Consider the following 21,424-nt stretch of genomic DNA (forward strand, 5'->3'; position numbering starts at 1 on the left):
ATTAATTTACTCAGAAATAGTGATTAAACTCAGTGTATCAGAAAAAGCCGAACTTCTTCATTGAAAGCGAAAGAAACGTTGTGTCTTAGTATTCAGCCGTTATGATAAGCCCATATTTCACTTAAGTTTAAATAGGATAGAAAGATGAAAAAATTACTTTTTACTGCCATAACCTTAAGCTTACTCGCAAGTAATGCTTATGCCGATAAATCAACCAATGGTTGTGAAATAAAAAAACAGAATATCCAAAAGCAGATGGAATATGCAAAAGCACATGGTAATCAATATCGCATCCAAGGCTTGGAGCGAGCATTACAAAATGTTGAACGCTATTGCACACCTGAAAAAGTGGTTGAAAACACACGCCTTGAATTACGTGAAAAACAACTTGACGTTAAAGAGCGTGAGCTTGAATTAAAAGAAGCACAACTTAAAGGTGATGCAGATAAAATTGCTAAACAAGAAAGAAAACTAGCTGAAGAAAAAGCTGATTTAAAAGCAATTGAAGAAGAATTAAATCTACTGACAAAGTAGTTATCATCAATAATTAATGCCTACTCCTTATTTGACTGTGAAATACAGAATAAAACAATAAGTGAGTAGCCATTCTCTTATTAAACTAAACTTAATTTCAGAATTGCTGTATTGGTTTTTTATCCTTTATTAAGTACAAGATTATCTACACCTTTTAATAGAGCATCATCTACACTTAAGCCAGAACAAACAAATACATCTCCTAAATCAGCGGCTAATTACAATAAGCATAAGGTGTGTAATAGAAATTAAGCTATGATATTTTTGAGTGAAAACTATAGTAGTAACATTAATTTATTGAAAATGGACTGATCTAATTAAAGAGGATATATGTCAGAAGAGCAGCAACAAAAAACAGTAAGTGAAAAAACTCAACTGACTCAGCCAATAAAAAAAGGGCTGGAAAAAGGGCTTCATGGTGGAAAAAAAGCCATTGGAATTGGGATAAAAATCAGTAACTTCGTCACCAATATCCCTTTTATTGCACACCTTATTCGTGCAGCAGAACGTTTCACTGACAGAATGGGAAATCAGTTCGGCGCAGCTATTACTTACTTTTCATTTTTATCATTAATCCCAGTATTAATGCTTTCTTTTGCCTGTGCGGGTTTTGTTTTGGCCTCAAATCCAGATTTACTCGCTAAATTAATTACAGGTGTCGCAAATAGCATTGACGATCCAACGCTTGCATCCACAGTTCAACAAAGTATTGATACCGCAGTTCGCCAGCGTACAACCGTTGGTTTAACTGGTTTAGCAATTGCACTTTATTCTGGTGTTAATTGGGTGGGTAATTTACGCCAAGCCATTTTGGCTCAATCACGCCCCGTTTGGGAAAGAAATAAAGAAGAGCAAGAGAAAATCTATTTCCGCTACTTTCGCGACTTTTTAGCGCTAATTGGCTTACTTTTTGCGTTAATTGTCACTATTACGCTAACTTCTGTGGCAGGTTCAGCCCAAAGAATGATTGTTCACACATTGGGGTTAGACGGTATTGAATGGCTAACACCAGCATGGACAACAATTGGCTTAACTATTTCCATTACTGCAAACTATTTACTCTTTTTATGGATATTGTGGATCTTACCTCGCCATCAACCAAAACGAATTTCGCTTATTAAAGGTACACTTATCGCTGCCATTGGTTTTGAAATATTGAAATCTGTTATGACATGGATGCTACCAAAAATTGCAAGCTCGCCTTCAGGTGCCGCATTTGGTTCAGTGATAGGTTTAATGGCTTTCTTCTACTTTTTTGCCCGATTAACACTCTTTTGTGCCGCGTGGATCGCCACTGATGGCCCGAATATGCGCAAAGAACAGTTGTCTGAAACGCAATCAACATCTTAACTTTATGATAAAACTATATGGTTAATTCCCTGCATTAACCGCCTATAAATAACGTAATAAGGAAAAACAATGCCATACGTTAATATTAAAATTACACGCGAAGGTGCAACCGCAGAGCAAAAAGAACAACTCATTGCGGGAGCAACACAACTTTTGGTTGATGTATTAGGCAAAAACCCAGCAACTACCGTTGTAGTAATTGATGAAGTTGAAACGGATAACTGGGGAATAGGCGGTAAAACAGTAACAGAATTACGAGCAGCAACAAAAAGTAAATAGAGAATTTCTGCAATATAAATAAAGGGTGCCAAGTACACCCTTTTTGCTGATTTATTTTCCTGACAGATAAGGAAGTAACTATGGTTCAATCAATGACTGATGCTTTTCATGCCTTACCTTCAGCAAGTGCTATCTATATTACAGGTGCAGGTATTCCATACCCTTTTGGTATGGCGCACGGATTTGCAGATGAAAGTACCCAGAAAAAATTAACTGTAGATACGCCTTTTCGAATCGCTAGTAATACAAAAACCTTTCTCGCAGCCGCTTTTTTACGTTTATGGGAACAAGATGCTCTATCCCTTGATGATGATATAACTAAATATTTAAGTGCTAATTATCAACAGACATTATTAGAGCTAGGGTATGATCTTAAAACTATTACACTACGCCATTTATTAAGCCATAGCAGTGGGTTATTCGATCATGCAAATGAAGCTTATCTTGAAGATGTGATTAAAGATCCCTCTCATAAATGGACACGAGAAGAACAAATAGCGCGCTATGCTCAACAAGGCTTTCCCATCATTCCAGCTGGAAAACGTTTCATTTATTCGGACACAGGATATATTTTATTAGGTGATATTCTTTCTCAGTTTATGAGAAAAAATATGGCAACCGCCGTTCGTGATCTATTGCATTTTCAAGACTTAGATCTACCACAAACGTGGTGGGAAGATTTAGAACTACAACCTAAGCATCCTAAAGCGCGTGCTAGACAGTTTACAGGAGAACATGAAGGTACTCATATTGATGCTTCAATGGATACTTTTGGCGGTGGCGGGCTTGTGATGACAACCCTTGAGTTAGCTAAATTTACAGCTGACCTCTTCGAAGATAGAGTTTACTTGCATCCATCAACCTTAAAAGAGATGAAATGGCAAGGTTCACATACAGGTGCTGAAAATTATCGTTTAGGTTTAATGGCCGAAGAAACTGACCTAGGCACACTTTACTATCATCTTGGTTATTGGGGTTCGGTAGCTTATTATTTACCTGAAAAACAAATCGCTATTGCTGGCTTTACAACCCAAAAAAATAACCGTGAAGATCTGATAACCATTGTTAAAGAAGCGTTTAAACGCCTTTAAAATCAAAAAGCCAAAAATGTATCAATAACACTTTTGGCTTTTTGTTTATTTTACGGCTGATAAATTTTTAATATCAGCCTATCTCTGTTTTATTACGGTTTCCTCGTCGGTGTTGTGGCTACCGCTGGAGTTGTTAAAGCTGGAGTTTCAACTGCTTTATTTGGTGTAGTATTAGTTGCAACAGGCGCAGGTGTATTTGCCGTTTCTGGATGAACTTGCTTTTCAAATTGAATACGCAATTCACCTAAATTCACCGTTGGTGTTTCACCACTTTGCGTTAATACAAAAGTAATATCTTCAGATAAAACTCTTGAAAGCTCCTGATTTAATGTCTCTTTTGTTAAACCAGCTAAAAATGCTTGGCGTAAACGCTGATATTGTTCAGGTGGAATATCAATAATATTGCTTTGTTGTGATAACAGACGCTGATTAATTAAAATCGCCGTACTGGTTTTTGCATAACGGGCAAACAACTGAGTTAATTGAAGTTGTTTTTCTTGTTGAAGCTCTTGGTATAACTCATCGCTGATACCTTGGTTACGCAAGCGCCCCAATTCTTCTCCCACCCATGATGCTAATGCAGGAATATGAGCCGTTGCGGTATCAATATTTAAAGAACAACTTGCACGCTGATATTGTACCCGGCAATCAATGTTAATTTGAGTACTGTCGTTTTCCTTACGTTGTTCAAGGCTACGACCCAAATGCACAAAAATTACTTCACGAGCTAAATCACTTAACCAATATTTATTTAATGTGTCAGAGTCTTTTACTGGCGACCAGTCTAAATCCCAAATTAAAGAAATTTGGTCTTTTGCACGCATAGGCTCTTGCACATATAACGTTTCAGGTTTCATATCGGCAAGAACAGGCACTGGAACTGGTGTTACACGCTTTCCTGATAGAGTTGAAAATGCCTGATTAATACTTTCAGTCAATACTCGATTATCAACATTACCTGCAACATAAAGTGTCATCATATCTGGGGTATACCAACGTTGTTGGTAATCTGACAGCTCTTTAGTATTTACAGATTGATTAACCGGTTTTCCTGGATTGTGGCCTTTTAGATTTGAGCCTTCAAGGCGTGAGCGCCAAATAGGATCTTCAATATTGAGAGGAAATGTTGCAATAGGAAGCGGTGATTGAACCGCATTACGAACCGCATCTTCGGTATATTCAGCAGGTTTAGCAATACCTGCTAATAATGCAAAAGCATCCTTTAATAGCTCAGGCTGGTTGTTCGGTAAACTTAGATTATAAACAGTAAAATCGTATGAAACGATCATTGGAGGTAACGGATAGTCAGGATCTAACGCATTTTTCCATAGATTATCGCGTTTCTCTGGCGTTAAGCCTGTATTTTCCAAAACGTTGAGTTTGGACACCAAGGATGAAAAACCCGTTTCACTGCTTTTTTCTGATAAAGAACCTGTATTGACTAATAAACGGATCTGTATTCTATCATTTGGGCGTTGCGGTGTTTGTAAGATTTGCCACTGAAAACCATTTGCTAGTCGCCCTTCTTGCCAAGCTGGATCAGGCTGCAAAGCTTCCGCTTGAACTTGGCAAATAACAGCGCCGAACATAACGCTTCCCAATAAAATTCGTGTCATTACACCCTGCATGTGAACCTCTGTTGTATTAATCCTTGGTATTAAACCACTTATGAGGTTTAACAATAAGTGCCAAAAGACATGTTAGATGTTGGATGTCTATTTTTTGTATTATCATCTTTATCACCACAGAAACATGAAATGAAATCACTATAGTGATTAGACTCATTATGGCGTAAGAAGGTTCAGACCTTCGGCAATTTTTGATCAGATTTTTGATGATTATATCCTTTAACCAGCAAACCAATCTCATCATCACAATGTGATTTTGGACAAGATAACGCTGAAACTTGGCTATCTTTATTGAGGCTGACGGCGATTTGGCGTAAAGGTTTTACAACAATACGATTAATACACCAGCTAATAGCAACCGTCAGAATAAGCCCCATCAACAGATATGTTGTTAGCATCAAGGCAACAGTATTACTGGCAAAACGATAAAAACGATTTGTGTCAGCCTGTAAAATGAGATGACCACTATAGGACTTATCATCTGTTGAAGTAATACCTAATGGCTGTAAAGGAATAACAGCTTCAACGGGAATACCAAAAAGCCAACTTGAGAATTCAGAGACTTCTTTCTTAGGTGCGAAATCTAAACTCATCACTTGTACATTTTCGGGTTGCATGACAATCGCTTTACCCAAAATACCCGTCGCTTTTAGTGTAACAATCTGTTGTTTAGCATCGTTCAAATCTGATCGTAACAATGCATCAGCGAGTGGTTGCTGGATACTTACACCAGCATTAAAAAGCTGATTTTGATAATCTTCACGGCGTTGATCTATCAAATAAACAAGTTGAATACTGATAAAAATAGCAATAGTCACCAACGTAACGCCCGCAACAGCGGCCATCTGTTTTATTGTTAATGAATGTTTAAGATGAGGTTTCATCGTTGCTATTTCCAATATACATGTCTGATCAGAGTGATTATACTGTATTTTTGTGATTATGTATCACTCTCAATAAAGAAAATAACGTTATAAAAAGCGATTATCCATTAAAATGAAAGTAGATAAATATATAATTATTATTATTTGAGTATAGTTATAAGATAAAAATAGTAAAATAAAAATTAAATATTCTTTTTTCTTGGTTATTTACAATAAATCTACTTTATTTTAATAAAAAGATACGATTCACTAAAAAACACTAGAACATATAAAATTAAATGCCATTAAAACCTTAACTTCAAGTTAAAGTGCAATGCTAACCGCAGTATATTTCTTAGTGAAAAATATTATTTTCCTTTAATATCATTGAAGTTTATATTTTAAAAAACTCATATAAATATAATATTTGATATCTATAAAATCATTATTAGATTATTTAGTTAAGATTAATTAAATATTATTAATAAAAAAATAAGAACAATATAAATCAGTATATTGTTCTTATTTTATGAGATAAATTTATTTTATTTAAACTATCGCGTTATCTTGCTCCACCGCAAAACAAGCAATAAGCTGACCATTATACTCTTTTAATGTTGGCTGTAATTGACTACATGGCCCAAATGCGCGACGGCAACGAGCAGCGAAAGCACAACCCGGTGGCGGATTTAATGGGCTCGGTAATTCTCCCGTTAATTTAATACGCTCTCGTCTTAATTCAGGCGTCAATCTTGGTGTGGCTGATAATAATGCCTGTGTATAAGGATGTTGTGGATTTTCAAAAATTTGAGCTTTTGTTCCTTTTTCTACACAACGCCCTAAATACATTACAATAACTTCATCTGCAATATGCTCAACAACCGAGAGATCATGAGAAATAAAAACATAAGAGAGCCCCATATCTTGTTGTAGATCCATCATCAAATTCAGTACTTGAGCACGAACGGATACATCCAGCGCAGAAACAGGCTCATCGGCTACCACAATGTCTGGATCAAGCATCAAGCCTCGTGCAATAGCGATACGCTGACGTTGACCACCAGAAAACATATGAGGATATCGGCTATAGTGCTCTGTTTTTAACCCCACTTTTGCCATCATTGATAATACTTTTTCTTTACGCTCAGAGGCATTCAGTGTTGTATTAATCAATAAAGGCTCTTCTAAAATTTGCCCTACTTTTTTACGCGGATTCAATGATCCATAAGGATTTTGAAACACAATTTGGATCTTTTGGCGACGTAGCTTCTCAGCCGATTTATCTTTAATTAACAGATTTTGCCCACGATAAGCAAGCTCGCCTGAAGTAGGAACCTCAATCATCGTGAGTAATCGACCTAATGTGGATTTACCACATCCTGATTCACCAACAACAGCCAAAGTCTTACCGCGTTCTAATTCAAAAGAAACACCATCAAGGGCTTTAACTGTTCTCTCTTTTGAAAAAAGCCCACCTTTTACGCTGTAATACTTCGCTAAATTAACCGCTTTTAATAAAGGAGTTGATACATTTGGATTAACTTCAACCATGGGTAGGTTCCCCTGCATTATCTAACGGTGTATGACACTTCACACGATGCGTTCCTAATTCTTTTAATTCAGGCTCAACCTTATAACATTCATCATGAGCATATGGACAACGAGGATTGAGTAAGCAACCTGTTGGTCGATCATAGCGTCCTGGTACAACACCCGATAGCGATGCTAATCGCGCTTTATTACTCGCGAACTCAGGAAGTGCTCTTAATAATGCTTGAGTATAAGGATGACGAGGCGCTTTAAAAATTTCTGATGATTTTCCAGATTCCACCACTTGCCCCGCATACATCACAATAATGGTGTCTGCGGCTTCTGCCACTAATGCTAGATCATGGGTGATCAACACTAGCGCCATATTTTCTTGTTTTTGTAAATCGAGCAAAAGCTCTATGATTTGAGCCTGAATAGTCACATCCAGTGCTGTGGTAGGTTCATCTGCAATCAATAATTTAGGGCGACAAGCGATCGCCATTGCGATCATCACACGCTGGCTCATTCCCCCTGAAAGCTGGTGTGGATAGACATCTAAGCGAGAAGCGGGATCAGGAATACCCACCAGCGTTAAGAGATCGATAGCACGTTGTTTACGTGTTTTACGACTTCCTCCTTGATGGACTTTTAACGCTTCCATAATTTGATAGCCAACCGTAAAACAAGGATTCAAGCTTGTCATCGGATCTTGGAAAATCATTGCAACCTCTGCACCCACCAAATTTCGTCGCTCTGATTCAGAGATTTTCATCAGATCTCTGCCATCAAAATAAAGCTCTTGTGCCGTCACTCGTCCCGGAAAATCAATAAGCCCCATAATTGCCAATGAACTGACTGATTTACCAGAGCCAGACTCACCGACAATACCCACAACTTGCCCTTCTTCAACCTGATAGCTTATTCGGTCTACCGCTTTAAACGGAGTATCTTCATCACCAAAGTGAACAGATAATTGATTAATATTTAGTAATGCCATGTTCTTACTCCGTTACTGCTTTAATTTCGGATCAAGTGCATCTCGTAAACCATCACCCATTAAGTTAAAGGCTAATACGGTAAACAAAATAGCAAGACCAGGAAACGTCACAACCCACCACGCACTCTGTGTAAACTGCAATACATCAGATAACATGGTTCCCCATTCAGGTGTCGGTGGCTGCGCGCCCATTCCTAAAAAGCCTAATGCCGCCATATCTAAGATGGCATTAGAAAAACCTAAAGAGGCTTGAACAATTAAAGGGGCAAGACAGTTAGGTAAGATATTGATAAACATTTGACGCATTGAGCCCGCCCCCGCAACACGAGAAGCAATAACGTAATCGCGGTTAACTTCAATTAAAACAGCGGCTCGCGTTAATCGAACATAGTGAGGTAAAGCAACAAAGGTCAGTGCGATAGAAGCATTAACAATAGAAGGACCAAAAATAGCTACCAACACTAATGCCAATAATAAACTTGGTAATGCCAACATGATATCGACGACACGCATAATGCCGATATCTACAAGACCACCGAAATAACCCGCGGCCAATCCTAGAATAATTCCTAAGATAAGTGATAGCACGACAACAATACAGCCCACCAATAATGAAAGTCGAGCACCAAACATTAAGCGAGAAAGAATATCGCGACCAACATCATCAGTACCGAGAATAAATTGCCAGCTTCCCCCTTCTTGCCAAACAGGAGGCGCTAATAAGAAATCACGAAATTGCTCATTAGGGGCATGAGGTGCAAGAAAGCCCGCCAGTAATGCAATAAGCAACATAATTACAATATAGATTAACCCAACAACAGCACCTTTATTTTGTTTAAAGTAGTGCCAAAATTCTTGGAAGGGCGTCATGGGAGCCGGTGCACTGATGACCGGTGTTACTTTATTTTCAGTCATTATGCATTCCTTATTTTTTATGGCGAATACGAGGATTCACAATGCCATAAAGAACATCAACCAGCAGATTGACAAAGATAATCATCGTTGCAATTAAGAGCACACCACCCTGAACAACGGGATAATCGCGTCGCTGTAAGGCATCAATCAACCAGCGTCCTAATCCCGGCCATGAGAAAATAGTTTCTGTTAAAATTGCACCAGCCAGCATAGTTCCAACTTGTAATCCAATAACGGTGACAACAGGCAACATCGCATTACGTAATGCGTGGATAAGAATGACGCGAGCACGACTCAAACCTTTTGCTCTAGCAGTACGAATATAATCTTCGCCTAATACTTCAAGCATCGAAGAACGCGTCATACGCACGATAACAGCTAAAGGAATGGTTCCTAATACAATGGCAGGTAAAATGATGTGGTGAACTGCATCTAAGAAATCCCCTTCCTCACCCCACACAAAGGTATCAATCAGCATAAATCCAGTGAGTGGATTACTGTCATCTAAAAAGACACTATCAGCCAGACGCCCAGAGACTGGGGTTAGGTCTAATTTTACAGACACTAGCATGATTAACATGATCCCCCACCAGAAGATTGGCATGGAGTAACCCGCTAATGACACACTAATCGCGGTGTGATCAAAGATAGAACCACGTTTTACCGCGGCCAAAACGCCAACAGGGATCCCAACCGAAACTGCAAAAATCATGGCGCAAACGCCAAGTTCTAAAGTAGCTTTAAAGCGAGGTAAAAATTCATCCCATACAGGAATGCGGCTTTTTAATGAGATACCTAAATCACCGTGGAGAATACCATTTAGATAATTGAGATATTGTTGCCATAAAGGCTTATCCAGTCCCAATTCAGCCATTAAATAAGCATGTCGTTCTGGAGAAAGTCCACGCTCACCCGCCATAATCATTACCGGATCACCGGGAATAAGATGAACGAAAATAAACGTCAATAATGTAATTCCGATAAACGTAGGGATCACAAGTCCCAAACGTTGAAGGATAAATTGCAGCATATCCTAATTCTCTTTTCAAACATCAGCTAAAAGATAGCGCTGATAAATCAGGGGAGAAAGTCCCCTGCGCTCACAGTGTACTGAATGTATTCGTTATTATTGAATAACGGTGTCTTTCATAAAGAAAGACACCGTACTTAAAGCAACCCAACGATTAGGTATTGCTATTATTTAAGAGAGACATTCTCGAAGTGATGTTTGCCTAATGGATCAACCACATAGTTTTCTACTTTTTTACTCACTGGCTCATAAACAGTCGAGTGAGCAATAATCAGAGCAGGTGCTTGATCATGCATAACAACTTGAGCTTGTTTGTAGAGTTCAACACGTTTTTCGTGATCGGCGGCTACTCGTGCAGGCTGGATCAGATCTTCAAATGGCTTATAGCACCATTTTGAATAGTTCGATCCTTGCTCTTTTGCCGCACAACTAAATAGCGTAGCGAAGAAGTTATCAGGATCCCCGTTATCACCAGTCCAACCCATCATGACTGCTTGGTGTTCGCCAGATTTAGCACGCTTGAGATATTCGCCCCACTCGTAACTTACAATTTTGGTTTTAACGCCAATTTTTTCCCAATCCGCTTGTACCATTTCAGCCATACGGCGGGCATTTGGGTTATAAGGGCGCTGTACTGGCATTGCCCATAAATCGATAGTAAAACCATCTGCAAGACCAGCTTCTTTTAGCAGTGCTTTCGCTTTTTCAGGGTTATATTCGTAATCAACGATGTCATCGTTATAACCCCACATTGTAGGAGGAATGAGGTTTTTCGCCTTCTGGCCTGCACCTTGATAAACCGCTTCAATAATGGCGTCTTTATTCACCGCCATACTTAATGCTTGGCGAACTTTTTGGTTATCCAATGGTTTTTTCTCAACGTTAAAAGAGATATAACCCACGTTTAAGCCTGGTTGTTCTAATAGATTGATATCGCTATTTTGTTTCATCTTCGCAATATCAGCAGGATTTGGGAAAGGCATTGCCTGACACTCACCTTTTTGCAGTTTTGCATATCGTACAGAGGCATCAGGTGTGATAGAGAAGACTAAACGGTCAATATCTGGTTTTTTACCCCAATATTGGTCATTGGCTTTATAAAGAATACGAGAATCTTTTTGATATTGCTGTAATTGAAAAGGCCCTGTACCGATAGGATCTAGATCCACTTTCTCAGGTGTACCTGCTTTCATCATATTATCCGCATATTCAGCAGATAATATGGATGCAAAGTCCATTGCCATATCAGCAATAAAAGGTGCCTCTGAACGAGTTAAAACAAAACGAACGGTATGATCATCAACTTTCTCGATTTTCTCGATCATGTTGTTCATATCCATGCCGGAGAAGTATTCATAACTTCCGCCAGAGACTTTATGGTAAGGATGTTTTGGATCCATTTGACGCATAAACGTGTACATCACGTCATCCGCATTAAATTCACGCGTTGGCTTAAAGGTTTTACTACTATGCCAATTCACGCCTTTACGCAAATGGAAGGTATACACTTTTCCATCATCGCTTACATCCCAGCTTTCAGCTAAGCCCGGAATAATTTCTGTTGTACCCAGTTTAAATTCAACTAAACGGTCATAGATAGGCACTGAACTTGCGTCATAGGTTGTTCCAGAGGTAAATAACTGAGGGTTAAATCCTTCAGGTGAACCTTCAGAGCAATACACCAATGTTTTCGCCTGCACACCCGCAGAAACAGCTAATGCGAGCAATCCGATTGTAGCGGTCAAAATTCCTGTCTGTCTTTTGGAGCTTTTCATCATTACTCTCCGAAATTGTTCTGTTGTGTTTTGGTTTCCTGTTTAAAAACGGAATACCTTTTTATTTTGTCATTGTTCAATTAACCAACTGTATTCCCTTACGTCAATAAGGTGTTAGAAGGTAAAAAGAACAAGTTATAAACACAAATGAAACGAATATCGAACAAACTCAGAATAAAAAAATAAGTCTCTGGCTAATATCTAGTCAATAAAACCACACATTAAGAAATCCTTAAGTGAAATGACTATTTTAAAAAAAGCCATAATTTGTGATTAACCGCTTAAATATTGAACGAATATTTTGAAATGAAACAAAGAACTTGGTGCTTTATTCTGTTATGGAAGAAAAATAATCACCTTGCTAGACGATCCTGATTTTAGTTTTAATCAGGCAAATAGAGTGAAAAATATCAATTTTTGGCTCTTAACAAACCACTTAACTAGATAAGACTATGAAATTTAGTCTGTTATTAATGGTTTTCATGCTTTCATAGTGAAAAATTTATGTTCTTTCAACATTCTTAGGCGTTTCTAAAACAATTTAAGGGCGAAACAACGTTATTGGATCGGCTAAATCCAAAATCATTTCCAGCCAATATTTCTCTTAATTTGGAAAATATTTCCACGGTTCTCTGCTTCTGAGCAGAATGCGTGTTTGGAATGCAAGATAGAGATGAGATAGAAGTGAGATGATCGAGAGAAAACACCATTTATGGCGAAATCAAAAATAAGAGCAAGGTATTTTGGTAAGACTAAAACGACAAAACCCCGCTTTAAAAGCGGGGTTTCTTAATATGGTCGGCGAGAGAGGATTCGAACCTCCGACCCACTGGTCCCAAACCAGTTGCGCTACCAGGCTGCGCTACTCGCCGAAAACGAGGTGCATCTTACTGCCAGAAACCCACTCCGTCAATACTTTTTTAGTATCTCCTGACTGTTCGTATGGTTTTCAACCAAAACGGTTGATTTTTAACTTTTTTATCATAAAAACGAGGTGAGTTTTAGCTTTATTGTAACAAGCTCACCTTTCTTTCCTCGTTTTACTATGGCTTTCTTTACGTTGTCCATAAAACATGAAAAAAAATAACAAATTTATTCTTAATTATTATCGTCTAATTAGTGTGCTTTTTATATAATTACCTTATGTCAAATAAGGTAGGTAGTTTAGAGAATGAAACAATGTTGGTGGGGTGTCGCACTACTTTTATTGTCAACCACACTTCCAGCTCAAGCATCTACAGCTCATGCTTGCCGAGTGTACTTTAAAGAAGCGGATAAATTTATTCAGTACATTTCTCAAAGAGAAGATCTAAAACATAATATGCCGGAGATTAAGGCTAACTTCGAGCAAAGCAAAAAGCAGATAATGACAGCGCCTTTGGCAGACCAAAAAGTAATATGTGACAAGGAAATGCAAGAGCTTAATAGTTTGAATAAGATGTTTGGCCCTAAAGAAGAAACAGTGCTAAATAAATAATCAAATAAACAGATAATGACTAAATATAATTACTTATTTATTATTTAGTCATTAACTTGATATTAATTCTTATTTTCATGACTATTATTCACAGTTGTGCTTTCCAATCTTTTTATGCGCTCTTTAGGTGAATTATCACTTTTATCATCACCCTGAGTATAATAATCATAAGGTAATAATAAAGTATCTAATACGGCACTAAAAGGGAGATCGAGAATAACCAATGGTTTCATTGCCCATCCAGTTTCATCATCTTTTAGCATTGTCATGTTATTTTTTGTCCCTGAATAAAGTTCTTTATTCGGGCCTGCATGAGTCATAACACTTGAGCAACCTGTCAGTAATGTCGTCAAAAATGTGACTAATGTTAAATTTTTACTTGTCGTTCTGAATATCATAGGGCACCTATAAAACGAGATCTGTAGTCAACGCTTTTTATCATATAGTTAAACCTGTTTTCTCTTATAGGACAAGAGAAAGATGATATAAAAAAGCTTAATTTTTTAGTCATTAAATAAATAATTCTAGTATAAGAAAGTTTCACTTTATCCAATAAAAAAAAGCATAATAATATTATTAATTATTATGTTTCGATGATATTAAAATTCAACCTTCATTATTTTAAATAAATACTTTCACTCTATATTTATCTTTCTTGTTTTTTTGATCTCTATATATGTTGAATCTGTGCGATAAGACACAGCGACTTTCATCGTTTTTTGCCAAAATAGGTTTATCGTTTTAGCTCAAATTTTCTCATTTTTGTTTTTGGGTACAGGATCTTTTTTATGAGTGATATTGCATTAACAATGGTGATGTTGTCATTAGCAGGCGCTCTAGGTCTTTGGATTGGCAATATCAAAATTTATCGGGTCAGCCTAGGGATAGGTGGTGTTCTTTTCGGTGGAATTATTATTGGCCACTTTGCTCAACACTATAACTTATCTCTTAATGCACAAACCCTTCATTTTATTCAAGAATTTGGGCTTATTCTTTTCGTTTATACTATTGGTATCCAAGTCGGCCCTGGTTTTTTTTCCTCACTACGTGTTTCGGGCTTAAAACTAAACGCCTTTGCCATATTAATTATTCTTCTTGGCTCAATCATAACCGCGTCTATTTACCGTCTATTTGACGTTCCTTTGCCTATTATTTTGGGTATTTTCTCGGGTGCTGTTACCAACACCCCTTCTTTAGGTGCAGGACAACAAATACTGACAGATCTACATGTTGACCCAACATCTGTGGGGCAAATGGGGATGGGCTATGCCATGGCTTATCCTATGGGGATCTGTGGCATTCTGCTAGTAATGTGGCTTATTCGTGTGTTCTTTAAAATCAACATTGATGAAGAAGCAAAAGCTTTTAGCAACCAACAACACAGCACTAAAGATGCACTACATACCATTAATATTGCGATTAAAAATCCCAATTTAGATGGCTTATTAATGCAAGATATTCCTCTGCTCAATGAGGACGCCATCGTCTGCTCCCGTTTAAAGCGTGGAGATAACATTATGGTACCTATGCCATCAACGATTATTCAGTTGGGAGATTTACTGCATATTGTGGGTTCAAAAGAAGATCTCAATAAAGTACGCCTAGTACTTGGTGAAGAGGTCGATGCTTCACTTTCAACATCAACAAATTTACTGCAATCAGTGCGGGTCGTTGTAACGAATGATTCTGTACTCAGTAAGCGTTTAAAAGATCTGGATCTGAAAAGAAAATACGATGTTGTAGTGACTCGATTGAACCGCGCAGGTATCGAACTTATTCCAAGCAATAATAGTATGTTGCAATTCGGGGATATTCTTAATGTCGTTGGACGTCCTGAATCTATTGAAGCTATTACAGTCCTGTTAGGTAACGCTCGTCAGAAATTAGAACAAGTTCAAATGCTCCCTGTCTTTATTGGTATCGGCTTAGGGGTTTTACTTGGCTCTATTCCTATTTTTATTCCCGGCATTCCTGTGGCGCTTAAACTGGGATTAGCTGGTGGTCCCCTTGTCGTTGCCTTAATTTTAGGGCGTATTGGTACATTTGGTAAGCTCTATTGGTTTATGCCTCCAAGTGCAAACTTGGCATTGCGAGAACTGGGTATTGTCATGTTTCTTGCGGTGGTAGGGCTAAACTCTGGCGGTGAATTTGTTGAAACACTCATTAATGGTCAAGGCTTGAGTTGGATTGGCTACGGTATTTTGATTACGTTATTACCGTTATTAATTGTTGGTGTGATCGCCAGAGTCTTCTTTAAGCTTAATTATTTAAGTCTCTGCGGAATGTTAGCAGGCTCAATGACCGATCCCCCTGCATTAGCCTTCGCAAACTCAATTCATAGCTCAAGTGGAGCTGCCGCGCTTTCCTATGCCACAGTCTACCCTTTAGCAATGTTTTTACGCATCATAACACCACAATTGATGGCACTTATCATATGGACTTTGTAGTAAAAATAATAAATATATTAAATAGTTGAGCCAAGTTTGTTATCAAAATCCACATTTGGCTTAGCAGGGGGATAATTAAGGCAATGAATGGCTCTTATTTAAGCCATAGATTTTATAAATATCTGTTTTAATAGCTCTCGTGCTAAGAAATTTAGATTGAGACGGATTGCTAAATTTTTAGTAATCAATTTCTTTCCGTCAAACTTATGCTCAAAAGTCCTCGTTATTGTCTTTGCCCCTTCTTCTCGCTGAAGGGGCATTTTTATTAGATATTCACTGGCTGATAGATATTCTCGATTTCTTCAGCCAGAATTTTTATTCCTTTCTCAATCAATTCAGGCTCAGGTACGTAATTCATTCGCATACATTGATGAGCGTGATCCCATGAATCTTCTAATCCCGGAAAGAAGTAATGTCCCGGCACCATTAATACGCCACGTTTTTTCAAACGACGATAAAGCTCTTCACAAGAAACAGGTAAGTCTTTAAACCAAAGCCATAAAAAGATTGCACCTTCAGGCTTATGAATAAGACAACGTTCTTCAGGTAAATAGCGGCGAATAATATGAATAGTTTCAAGTACTCGTTGATGATAAAAAGGCCCTATCACGTCTTGGGATAACCGCATTAAATCATCGCGTTTTAGCATTTCTAATGCCATTGCAGGCCCAATTCCACCGGGTGCGAGGCTAATAATGCCGTTAACATTTGTAATGGCTGAAATCAGCTCTTCACTGGCGATAATAATGCCACAACGCGCTCCTGGTAAGCCTAACTTAGATAGACTCATACAAAGGATAGTGTTGTCATTCCAACGAGGTGTTGCTTGAGTAAAAATAATACCCGGAAAAGGGACACCATAAGCATTATCTATAATCAGAGGGATATTGTGCCGTTTAGCTAAAGCCTCTAGCTTTTCAACTTCGTCATCTGTAATAACATTACCCGTTGGGTTTGTTGGTCTTGAAACACAAATAGCCGCAATATCATCACTGATTTCAAGATGAGCAAAATCAACATGATATTTAAATTGCCCATTCGGTAACATTTCTATTGTTGGCTTATTCGCAACAAACAGATCTTCTTCTAATCCAGAATCAGTATAACCAATGTATTCAGGGGCGATTGGAAAAAGAATTTTACGTTTTTTCCCATCCTTGGTTGTACCACCTAATAAATTAAACAGATAGAAAAAAGCACTTTGGCTGCCATTAGTTAGTGCAATATTTTTCGCCGAAATATTCCAGCCTAGCTTCTCTTTTAAACATGCCGCCAGCGCTTGTAACATGGCATCTTTACCTTGTGGGCCATCATAGTTACAAACCGCATCACTTAATGAGCCATTTTCTGTCATCTCTTTAAGTAATTGACGAAAATAATTATCCATTTCAGGAATATGAGCAGGATTTCCCCCCCCGAGCATCACTGCGCCAGGTGTGCGAATACCTTCATTTAAGTCTTGCATCAAGCGAGCAATGCCTGAATGCTGAGCAAACTTTTGCCCAAATTGTGATAGTTGAGTCATCTTTGCAGGTATCTTCTATGTTGTTTTCTCGTTAAGAAACACCATACCGCGAGCTTTAATCTGCATCAATAGTTATAATCGAAATCATAAAACAACAATATTAATACAGATAAAAATATTGAAATATAAATCCAATTACATCTCAAATTAAAGATAACTCAACTCATATTTTACTTTTTATTGGTGTTTTTATTCTCTTCTTGGCGACAAAAACAAGAGAGAATATGGTCATTTACCATACCAACGGCTTGCATAAAAGCGTAGCAAGTTGTTGTGCCAACAAATTTGAAGCCTTTTTTCTTTAAGGCTTTAGCCATTTTATCTGAGATGTCAGTTGATGCGGGTACCTGAGAAATATCGTTCCACTGATTAATAATGGGTTTATTATCAATAAATTGCCAAATAAACTGACTAAAGTCTTCACCTTGTTCTTCCATTGCCATAAAAATACGTGCGTTATTAATAATGGCGTTAATTTTTCCTTGATGACGAATAATTGCGGGATTTTGCAATAAGGCCTCAACATCCTTATCTGTCATTTTGGCAATTTTTTCAGGTGAAAAATCAAAAAAACAACGACGAAAACCTTCTCTTTTCTTAAGCACGGTATACCAAGATAGCCCTGCTTGTTGACCTTCAAGGCAGATCATTTCAAAAAGTTTGTACTTATCTCGTTCAGGTTTACCCCATTCTTCATCATGATATGCCAAATATTCAGGATCACTGGTTACCCAATCGCAACGCCGCTTATTCATTTTTTCATTCCTTGTTACCAATAACTTTTAATAGCACCATTTTATATACTGTATAAATATACATGTAAATAGGTGAAAAAAAATTCAATCTAATTCTTTGAGCATAGTCATAAACTCAATTAAGGGATTATTTTTTTGATCGAGGGAAAATTGCCCGCATTCCTTGCTGTATATCTTTCGTCTAGAAGGTATACTGAAACCTTTCTTTTTATTCTATGTATCGCCATGCGGATATAACATGCAAAAGTTTGATACCAAAACCTTTCAAGGTCTTATCCTGACACTGCAGGATTACTGGGCTCGCCAGGGCTGTACCATTGTCCAACCATTAGATATGGAAGTGGGCGCAGGCACATCGCACCCAATGACTTGTTTACGAGCATTAGGTCCAGAGCCTATTGCTGCGGCTTATGTACAGCCTTCTCGTCGTCCAACAGATGGACGTTACGGTGAAAACCCTAACCGCTTACAGCACTATTACCAATTCCAAGTTATCATTAAGCCATCACCTGATAATATTCAGGAACTTTATCTTGGCTCATTAAGAGAATTAGGTTTAGACCCAACAATTCATGATATTCGTTTTGTTGAAGATAACTGGGAAAACCCAACTTTAGGTGCTTGGGGCTTAGGCTGGGAAGTTTGGCTCAACGGCATGGAAGTAACGCAGTTTACCTATTTCCAACAAGTTGGTGGATTAGAGTGCAAACCTGTTACGGGTGAAATCACTTACGGTTTAGAACGTCTTGCCATGTATATTCAAGGTGTTGATAGCGTTTATGACTTAGTTTGGTGTGATGGCCCATTAGGTAAAACCACTTATGGTGATATCTATCATCAAAACGAAGTTGAGCAATCAACCTATAACTTTGAATACGCAGACGTAGACTTCCTGTTTTCTTGCTTTGAGCAATATGAAAAAGAAGCTCGTGAGTTGTTAGAGTTAGAAAAACCTCTGCCTTTACCTGCCTATGAACGTATTTTAAAAGCAGGACACACCTTTAACTTATTGGATGCACGTAAAGCTATCTCTGTGACAGAACGCCAGCGTTATATTTTACGTATCCGTACTTTAACCAAAGCAGTTGCTGAAGCATATTATGCTTCTCGTGAAGCGCTTGGTTTCCCTATGTGTAAAAAGTAAGAGGCTATCATGACAACTGAGACTTTCCTCGTGGAAATCGGCACAGAAGAATTACCGCCGAAAGCGCTTCGTTCTTTAGCCGAATCTTTTGCTGCTAATTTTACTGCTGAACTGGATAACGCAAATATCACTCATGGTGATGTATCTTGGTTTGCAGCTCCTCGCCGTTTAGCCATTAAAGTGGCCAATATGGCAAAATCACAAGCAGATAGAACCATTGAAAAACGTGGTCCTGCGATTGCTCAAGCATTTGATGCTGATGGTAAACCAACAAAAGCAGCTGAAGGTTGGGCAAGAGGTAATGGCATTACTGTTGATCAAGCAGAGCGCTTATCAACAGATAAAGGCGAATGGTTATTTTATCGTGCAGAAGTAAAAGGTGAAGCGGTTAACCAATTACTGATTGGCATGGTAAGCAATGCGTTATCAAAATTACCAATTCCAAAATTAATGCGCTGGGGCAATAAAGAAACTCACTTTGTACGCCCTGTTCATACTGTCACCTTATTATTAGGTGATACTGTTATTGATGGTGAAATTTTAGGTATCCAAAGCGATCGCGTTATTCGTGGTCACCGCTTTATGGGTGAAGCTGAATTCACTATTGATAATGCGGATCAATATCCTGAAATTCTGTATGAGCGCGGAAAAGTGATTGCTGATTACGAAACGCGTAAATCAATTATTCTTCATGACGCTCGCCTTGCGGCTGAAAAACTTGGCGGTATTGCAGATTTAAGCGATAGCTTAGTCGAAGAAGTCACTTCATTGGTTGAATGGCCGGTTGTGTTAACAGCAAAATTTGAGGAAAAATTCCTTGAAGTCCCTGCTGAAGCACTGGTTTATACCATGAAAGGTGACCAAAAATACTTCCCTGTTTATGACAAACAAGGTGGATTATTACCAAACTTTATTTTCGTCACTAATATTGAATCTTCTGATCCACAGCAGATCATTAGCGGTAACGAAAAAGTGGTACGTCCTCGCTTAGCTGATGCCGAGTTCTTCTTTAAAACTGACCGTAAACAACGTTTAGAAGATAACTTACCACGCCTTGAAACCGTATTATTCCAAAAAGATTTAGGCACACTGCGTGATAAAACTGACCGTATTCAAGCATTAGCTGGCTTTATTGCGGGCAAAATGGGTGCTGATGTTAATAAAGCAACCCGTGCAGGTTTACTGTCAAAATGTGACTTAATGACCAATATGGTGTTCGAATTCACAGATACCCAAGGTGTTATGGGTATGCATTATGCGCGTCATGATGGTGAAGCCGAAGAAGTCGCAGTTGCATTGAAAGAACAATATCAGCCTCGTTTCGCGGGTGATGAATTACCTTCTAATCCTGTTGCTAGCGCCCTCGCTATTGCAGAGAAGATGGATACACTTGCGGGTATTTTCGGTATTGGTCAACATCCTAAAGGAGATAAAGACCCATTTGCTCTGCGTCGTGCATCACTGGGTGTTTTACGTATTATCGTTGAGCAAGATTTACCGTTAGATATTGAAGAGCTGACTCAAGAAGCGGTTCGCCTTTACGGTGACAAACTGACTAATAAAAATGTGGTCAGTGATGTGGTCGAATTTATGTTAGGTCGTTTCCGTTCTTGGTATCAAGAACTGGGTTACAGCATTGACACTATTCAAGCAGTATTAGCACGTCGTCCAACACAACCTGCTGACTTCAATGCTCGTGTTAAAGCAGTAACTTATTTCCGCACATTAGAGGAAGCCTCTGCATTAGCAGAAGCCAATAAACGTGTTTCTAATATCCTAGCTAAATCAGCTGATGTAAAACTGAATGACACCGTTTTAGCTTCCGTCTTAAAAGCACCAGAAGAAGTTCAATTAGCGGCTAATCTTTCTGTATTACAAGATAAATTGGCACCTTTATTTGCAGAACGCAAATATCAAGAAGCATTAGTTGAACTGGCCTCATTACGTGATGTGGTCAATAACTTCTTTGATAAAGTCATGGTAATGGATGAAGACGAGGCTATTCGTATCAACCGTTTAACCATGTTAAGTCAATTGCGTGAACTGTTCTTAAAAGTCGCAGATATTTCTGTTTTACAATAAGT

18 protein-coding genes and 1 tRNA gene are annotated in these 21,424 nt (G+C 38.2%); 8 read left to right on the top strand and 11 right to left on the bottom strand.

Annotated elements, in window-relative coordinates; genetic code table 11:
• Nucleotides 1–144 precede the first annotated feature (144 nt).
• The 4 genes from ACWPWK_RS08820 to ACWPWK_RS08835 all read left to right on the top strand — a co-directional run bounded on the left by ACWPWK_RS08820 (nucleotide 145) and on the right by ACWPWK_RS08835 (nucleotide 3,254).
• On the top strand, nucleotides 145–534 hold the full coding sequence (locus ACWPWK_RS08820) for a DUF1090 domain-containing protein (RefSeq protein WP_109374315.1): 390 nt from the start codon (nucleotides 145–147) through the stop codon (nucleotides 532–534).
• A 330-nt stretch (nucleotides 535–864) separates the two neighbouring features.
• Nucleotides 865–1,884: an inner membrane protein YhjD gene (yhjD, locus tag ACWPWK_RS08825; RefSeq protein ID WP_109374316.1), complete on the top strand. Its 1,020-nt coding sequence runs from the start codon at nucleotides 865–867 to the stop codon at nucleotides 1,882–1,884.
• A 69-nt stretch (nucleotides 1,885–1,953) separates the two neighbouring features.
• Entirely contained in the window at nucleotides 1,954–2,163 is a 210-nt protein-coding gene (locus ACWPWK_RS08830; RefSeq protein ID WP_006534633.1) for a 2-hydroxymuconate tautomerase family protein, read from the top strand.
• An 80-nt stretch (nucleotides 2,164–2,243) separates the two neighbouring features.
• Nucleotides 2,244–3,254: a serine hydrolase domain-containing protein gene (locus ACWPWK_RS08835; RefSeq protein ID WP_109374317.1), complete on the top strand. Its 1,011-nt coding sequence runs from the start codon at nucleotides 2,244–2,246 to the stop codon at nucleotides 3,252–3,254.
• Nucleotides 3,255–3,346: 92 nt separating this feature from the next.
• Here the strand turns inward: ACWPWK_RS08835 and ACWPWK_RS08840 are convergent, their stop codons facing one another.
• The 8 genes from ACWPWK_RS08840 to ACWPWK_RS08875 all read right to left on the bottom strand — a co-directional run bounded on the left by ACWPWK_RS08840 (nucleotide 3,347) and on the right by ACWPWK_RS08875 (nucleotide 12,864).
• Complete coding sequence (locus ACWPWK_RS08840; RefSeq protein WP_244313534.1) at nucleotides 3,347–4,870, bottom strand: insulinase family protein; 1,524 nt, start codon at nucleotides 4,868–4,870, stop codon at nucleotides 3,347–3,349.
• A 185-nt stretch (nucleotides 4,871–5,055) separates the two neighbouring features.
• Nucleotides 5,056–5,766 carry a HAMP domain-containing protein gene (locus ACWPWK_RS08845; RefSeq protein ID WP_109374318.1) on the bottom strand — a complete coding sequence of 237 codons (711 nt, stop codon included), beginning with the start codon at nucleotides 5,764–5,766 and terminating at the stop codon, nucleotides 5,056–5,058.
• Between the two features lie 528 nt (nucleotides 5,767–6,294).
• Nucleotides 6,295–7,296 carry a dipeptide ABC transporter ATP-binding subunit DppF gene (gene dppF, locus ACWPWK_RS08850; RefSeq protein ID WP_109374319.1) on the bottom strand — a complete coding sequence of 334 codons (1,002 nt, stop codon included), beginning with the start codon at nucleotides 7,294–7,296 and terminating at the stop codon, nucleotides 6,295–6,297.
• The gene (gene dppD / locus ACWPWK_RS08855; RefSeq protein WP_109374320.1) at nucleotides 7,289–8,272 is read right to left on the bottom strand and encodes a dipeptide ABC transporter ATP-binding protein; all 984 of its coding nucleotides are present in this window, start codon (nucleotides 8,270–8,272) and stop codon (nucleotides 7,289–7,291) included. Before dppD ends, dppF begins: the two co-directional genes overlap by 8 nt.
• A 12-nt stretch (nucleotides 8,273–8,284) precedes the next feature.
• Complete coding sequence (gene dppC, locus ACWPWK_RS08860) at nucleotides 8,285–9,187, bottom strand: dipeptide ABC transporter permease DppC (RefSeq protein ID WP_109374321.1); 903 nt, start codon at nucleotides 9,185–9,187, stop codon at nucleotides 8,285–8,287.
• Between the two features lie 10 nt (nucleotides 9,188–9,197).
• Nucleotides 9,198–10,217 (bottom strand): dipeptide ABC transporter permease DppB, encoded by a 1,020-nt coding sequence (gene dppB / locus ACWPWK_RS08865; RefSeq protein WP_109374322.1) that lies wholly within the window; start codon nucleotides 10,215–10,217, stop codon nucleotides 9,198–9,200.
• Between the two features lie 167 nt (nucleotides 10,218–10,384).
• Nucleotides 10,385–11,992: a dipeptide ABC transporter periplasmic-binding protein DppA gene (dppA, locus tag ACWPWK_RS08870; RefSeq protein ID WP_109374323.1), complete on the bottom strand. Its 1,608-nt coding sequence runs from the start codon at nucleotides 11,990–11,992 to the stop codon at nucleotides 10,385–10,387.
• A gap of 795 nt (nucleotides 11,993–12,787) precedes the next feature.
• Nucleotides 12,788–12,864, bottom strand: a tRNA-Pro gene (locus ACWPWK_RS08875).
• 299 nt (nucleotides 12,865–13,163) lie between these two features.
• Between ACWPWK_RS08875 and ACWPWK_RS08880 the strand changes: the two genes are divergently transcribed.
• A complete protein-coding gene (locus ACWPWK_RS08880) occupies nucleotides 13,164–13,469 on the top strand; it encodes a DUF5339 family protein (protein WP_109374324.1) in 306 nt (101 codons plus the stop codon).
• Nucleotides 13,470–13,531: 62 nt separating this feature from the next.
• Here ACWPWK_RS08880 and ACWPWK_RS08885 read toward each other — a convergent pair whose 3' ends face one another.
• Nucleotides 13,532–13,867: a YceK/YidQ family lipoprotein gene (locus ACWPWK_RS08885; protein WP_109374325.1), complete on the bottom strand. Its 336-nt coding sequence runs from the start codon at nucleotides 13,865–13,867 to the stop codon at nucleotides 13,532–13,534.
• Nucleotides 13,868–14,257: 390 nt separating this feature from the next.
• On the opposite strand from ACWPWK_RS08885, the gene ACWPWK_RS08890 reads away from it, so the two are divergent.
• Complete coding sequence (locus ACWPWK_RS08890) at nucleotides 14,258–15,916, top strand: putative transporter (protein ID WP_109374326.1); 1,659 nt, start codon at nucleotides 14,258–14,260, stop codon at nucleotides 15,914–15,916.
• A gap of 265 nt (nucleotides 15,917–16,181) precedes the next feature.
• Here the strand turns inward: ACWPWK_RS08890 and ACWPWK_RS08895 are convergent, their stop codons facing one another.
• Both ACWPWK_RS08895 and ACWPWK_RS08900 read right to left on the bottom strand, forming a co-directional pair.
• Nucleotides 16,182–17,441: a valine--pyruvate transaminase gene (locus tag ACWPWK_RS08895; protein WP_109374327.1), complete on the bottom strand. Its 1,260-nt coding sequence runs from the start codon at nucleotides 17,439–17,441 to the stop codon at nucleotides 16,182–16,184.
• Nucleotides 17,442–17,611: 170 nt separating this feature from the next.
• Entirely contained in the window at nucleotides 17,612–18,196 is a 585-nt protein-coding gene (locus tag ACWPWK_RS08900; protein ID WP_109374328.1) for a DNA-3-methyladenine glycosylase I, read from the bottom strand.
• A gap of 238 nt (nucleotides 18,197–18,434) precedes the next feature.
• On the opposite strand from ACWPWK_RS08900, the gene glyQ reads away from it, so the two are divergent.
• Nucleotides 18,435–19,340 (top strand): glycine--tRNA ligase subunit alpha, encoded by a 906-nt coding sequence (glyQ, locus tag ACWPWK_RS08905; protein WP_004246832.1) that lies wholly within the window; start codon nucleotides 18,435–18,437, stop codon nucleotides 19,338–19,340.
• Between the two features lie 9 nt (nucleotides 19,341–19,349).
• Nucleotides 19,350–21,422, top strand: coding sequence for a glycine--tRNA ligase subunit beta (glyS, locus tag ACWPWK_RS08910; RefSeq protein ID WP_109374329.1), 2,073 nt, complete (start codon nucleotides 19,350–19,352; stop codon nucleotides 21,420–21,422).
• The last annotated feature ends 2 nt before the right edge of the window (nucleotides 21,423–21,424 follow it).

The organism is Proteus sp. Marseille-Q3619, assembly GCF_965283115.1.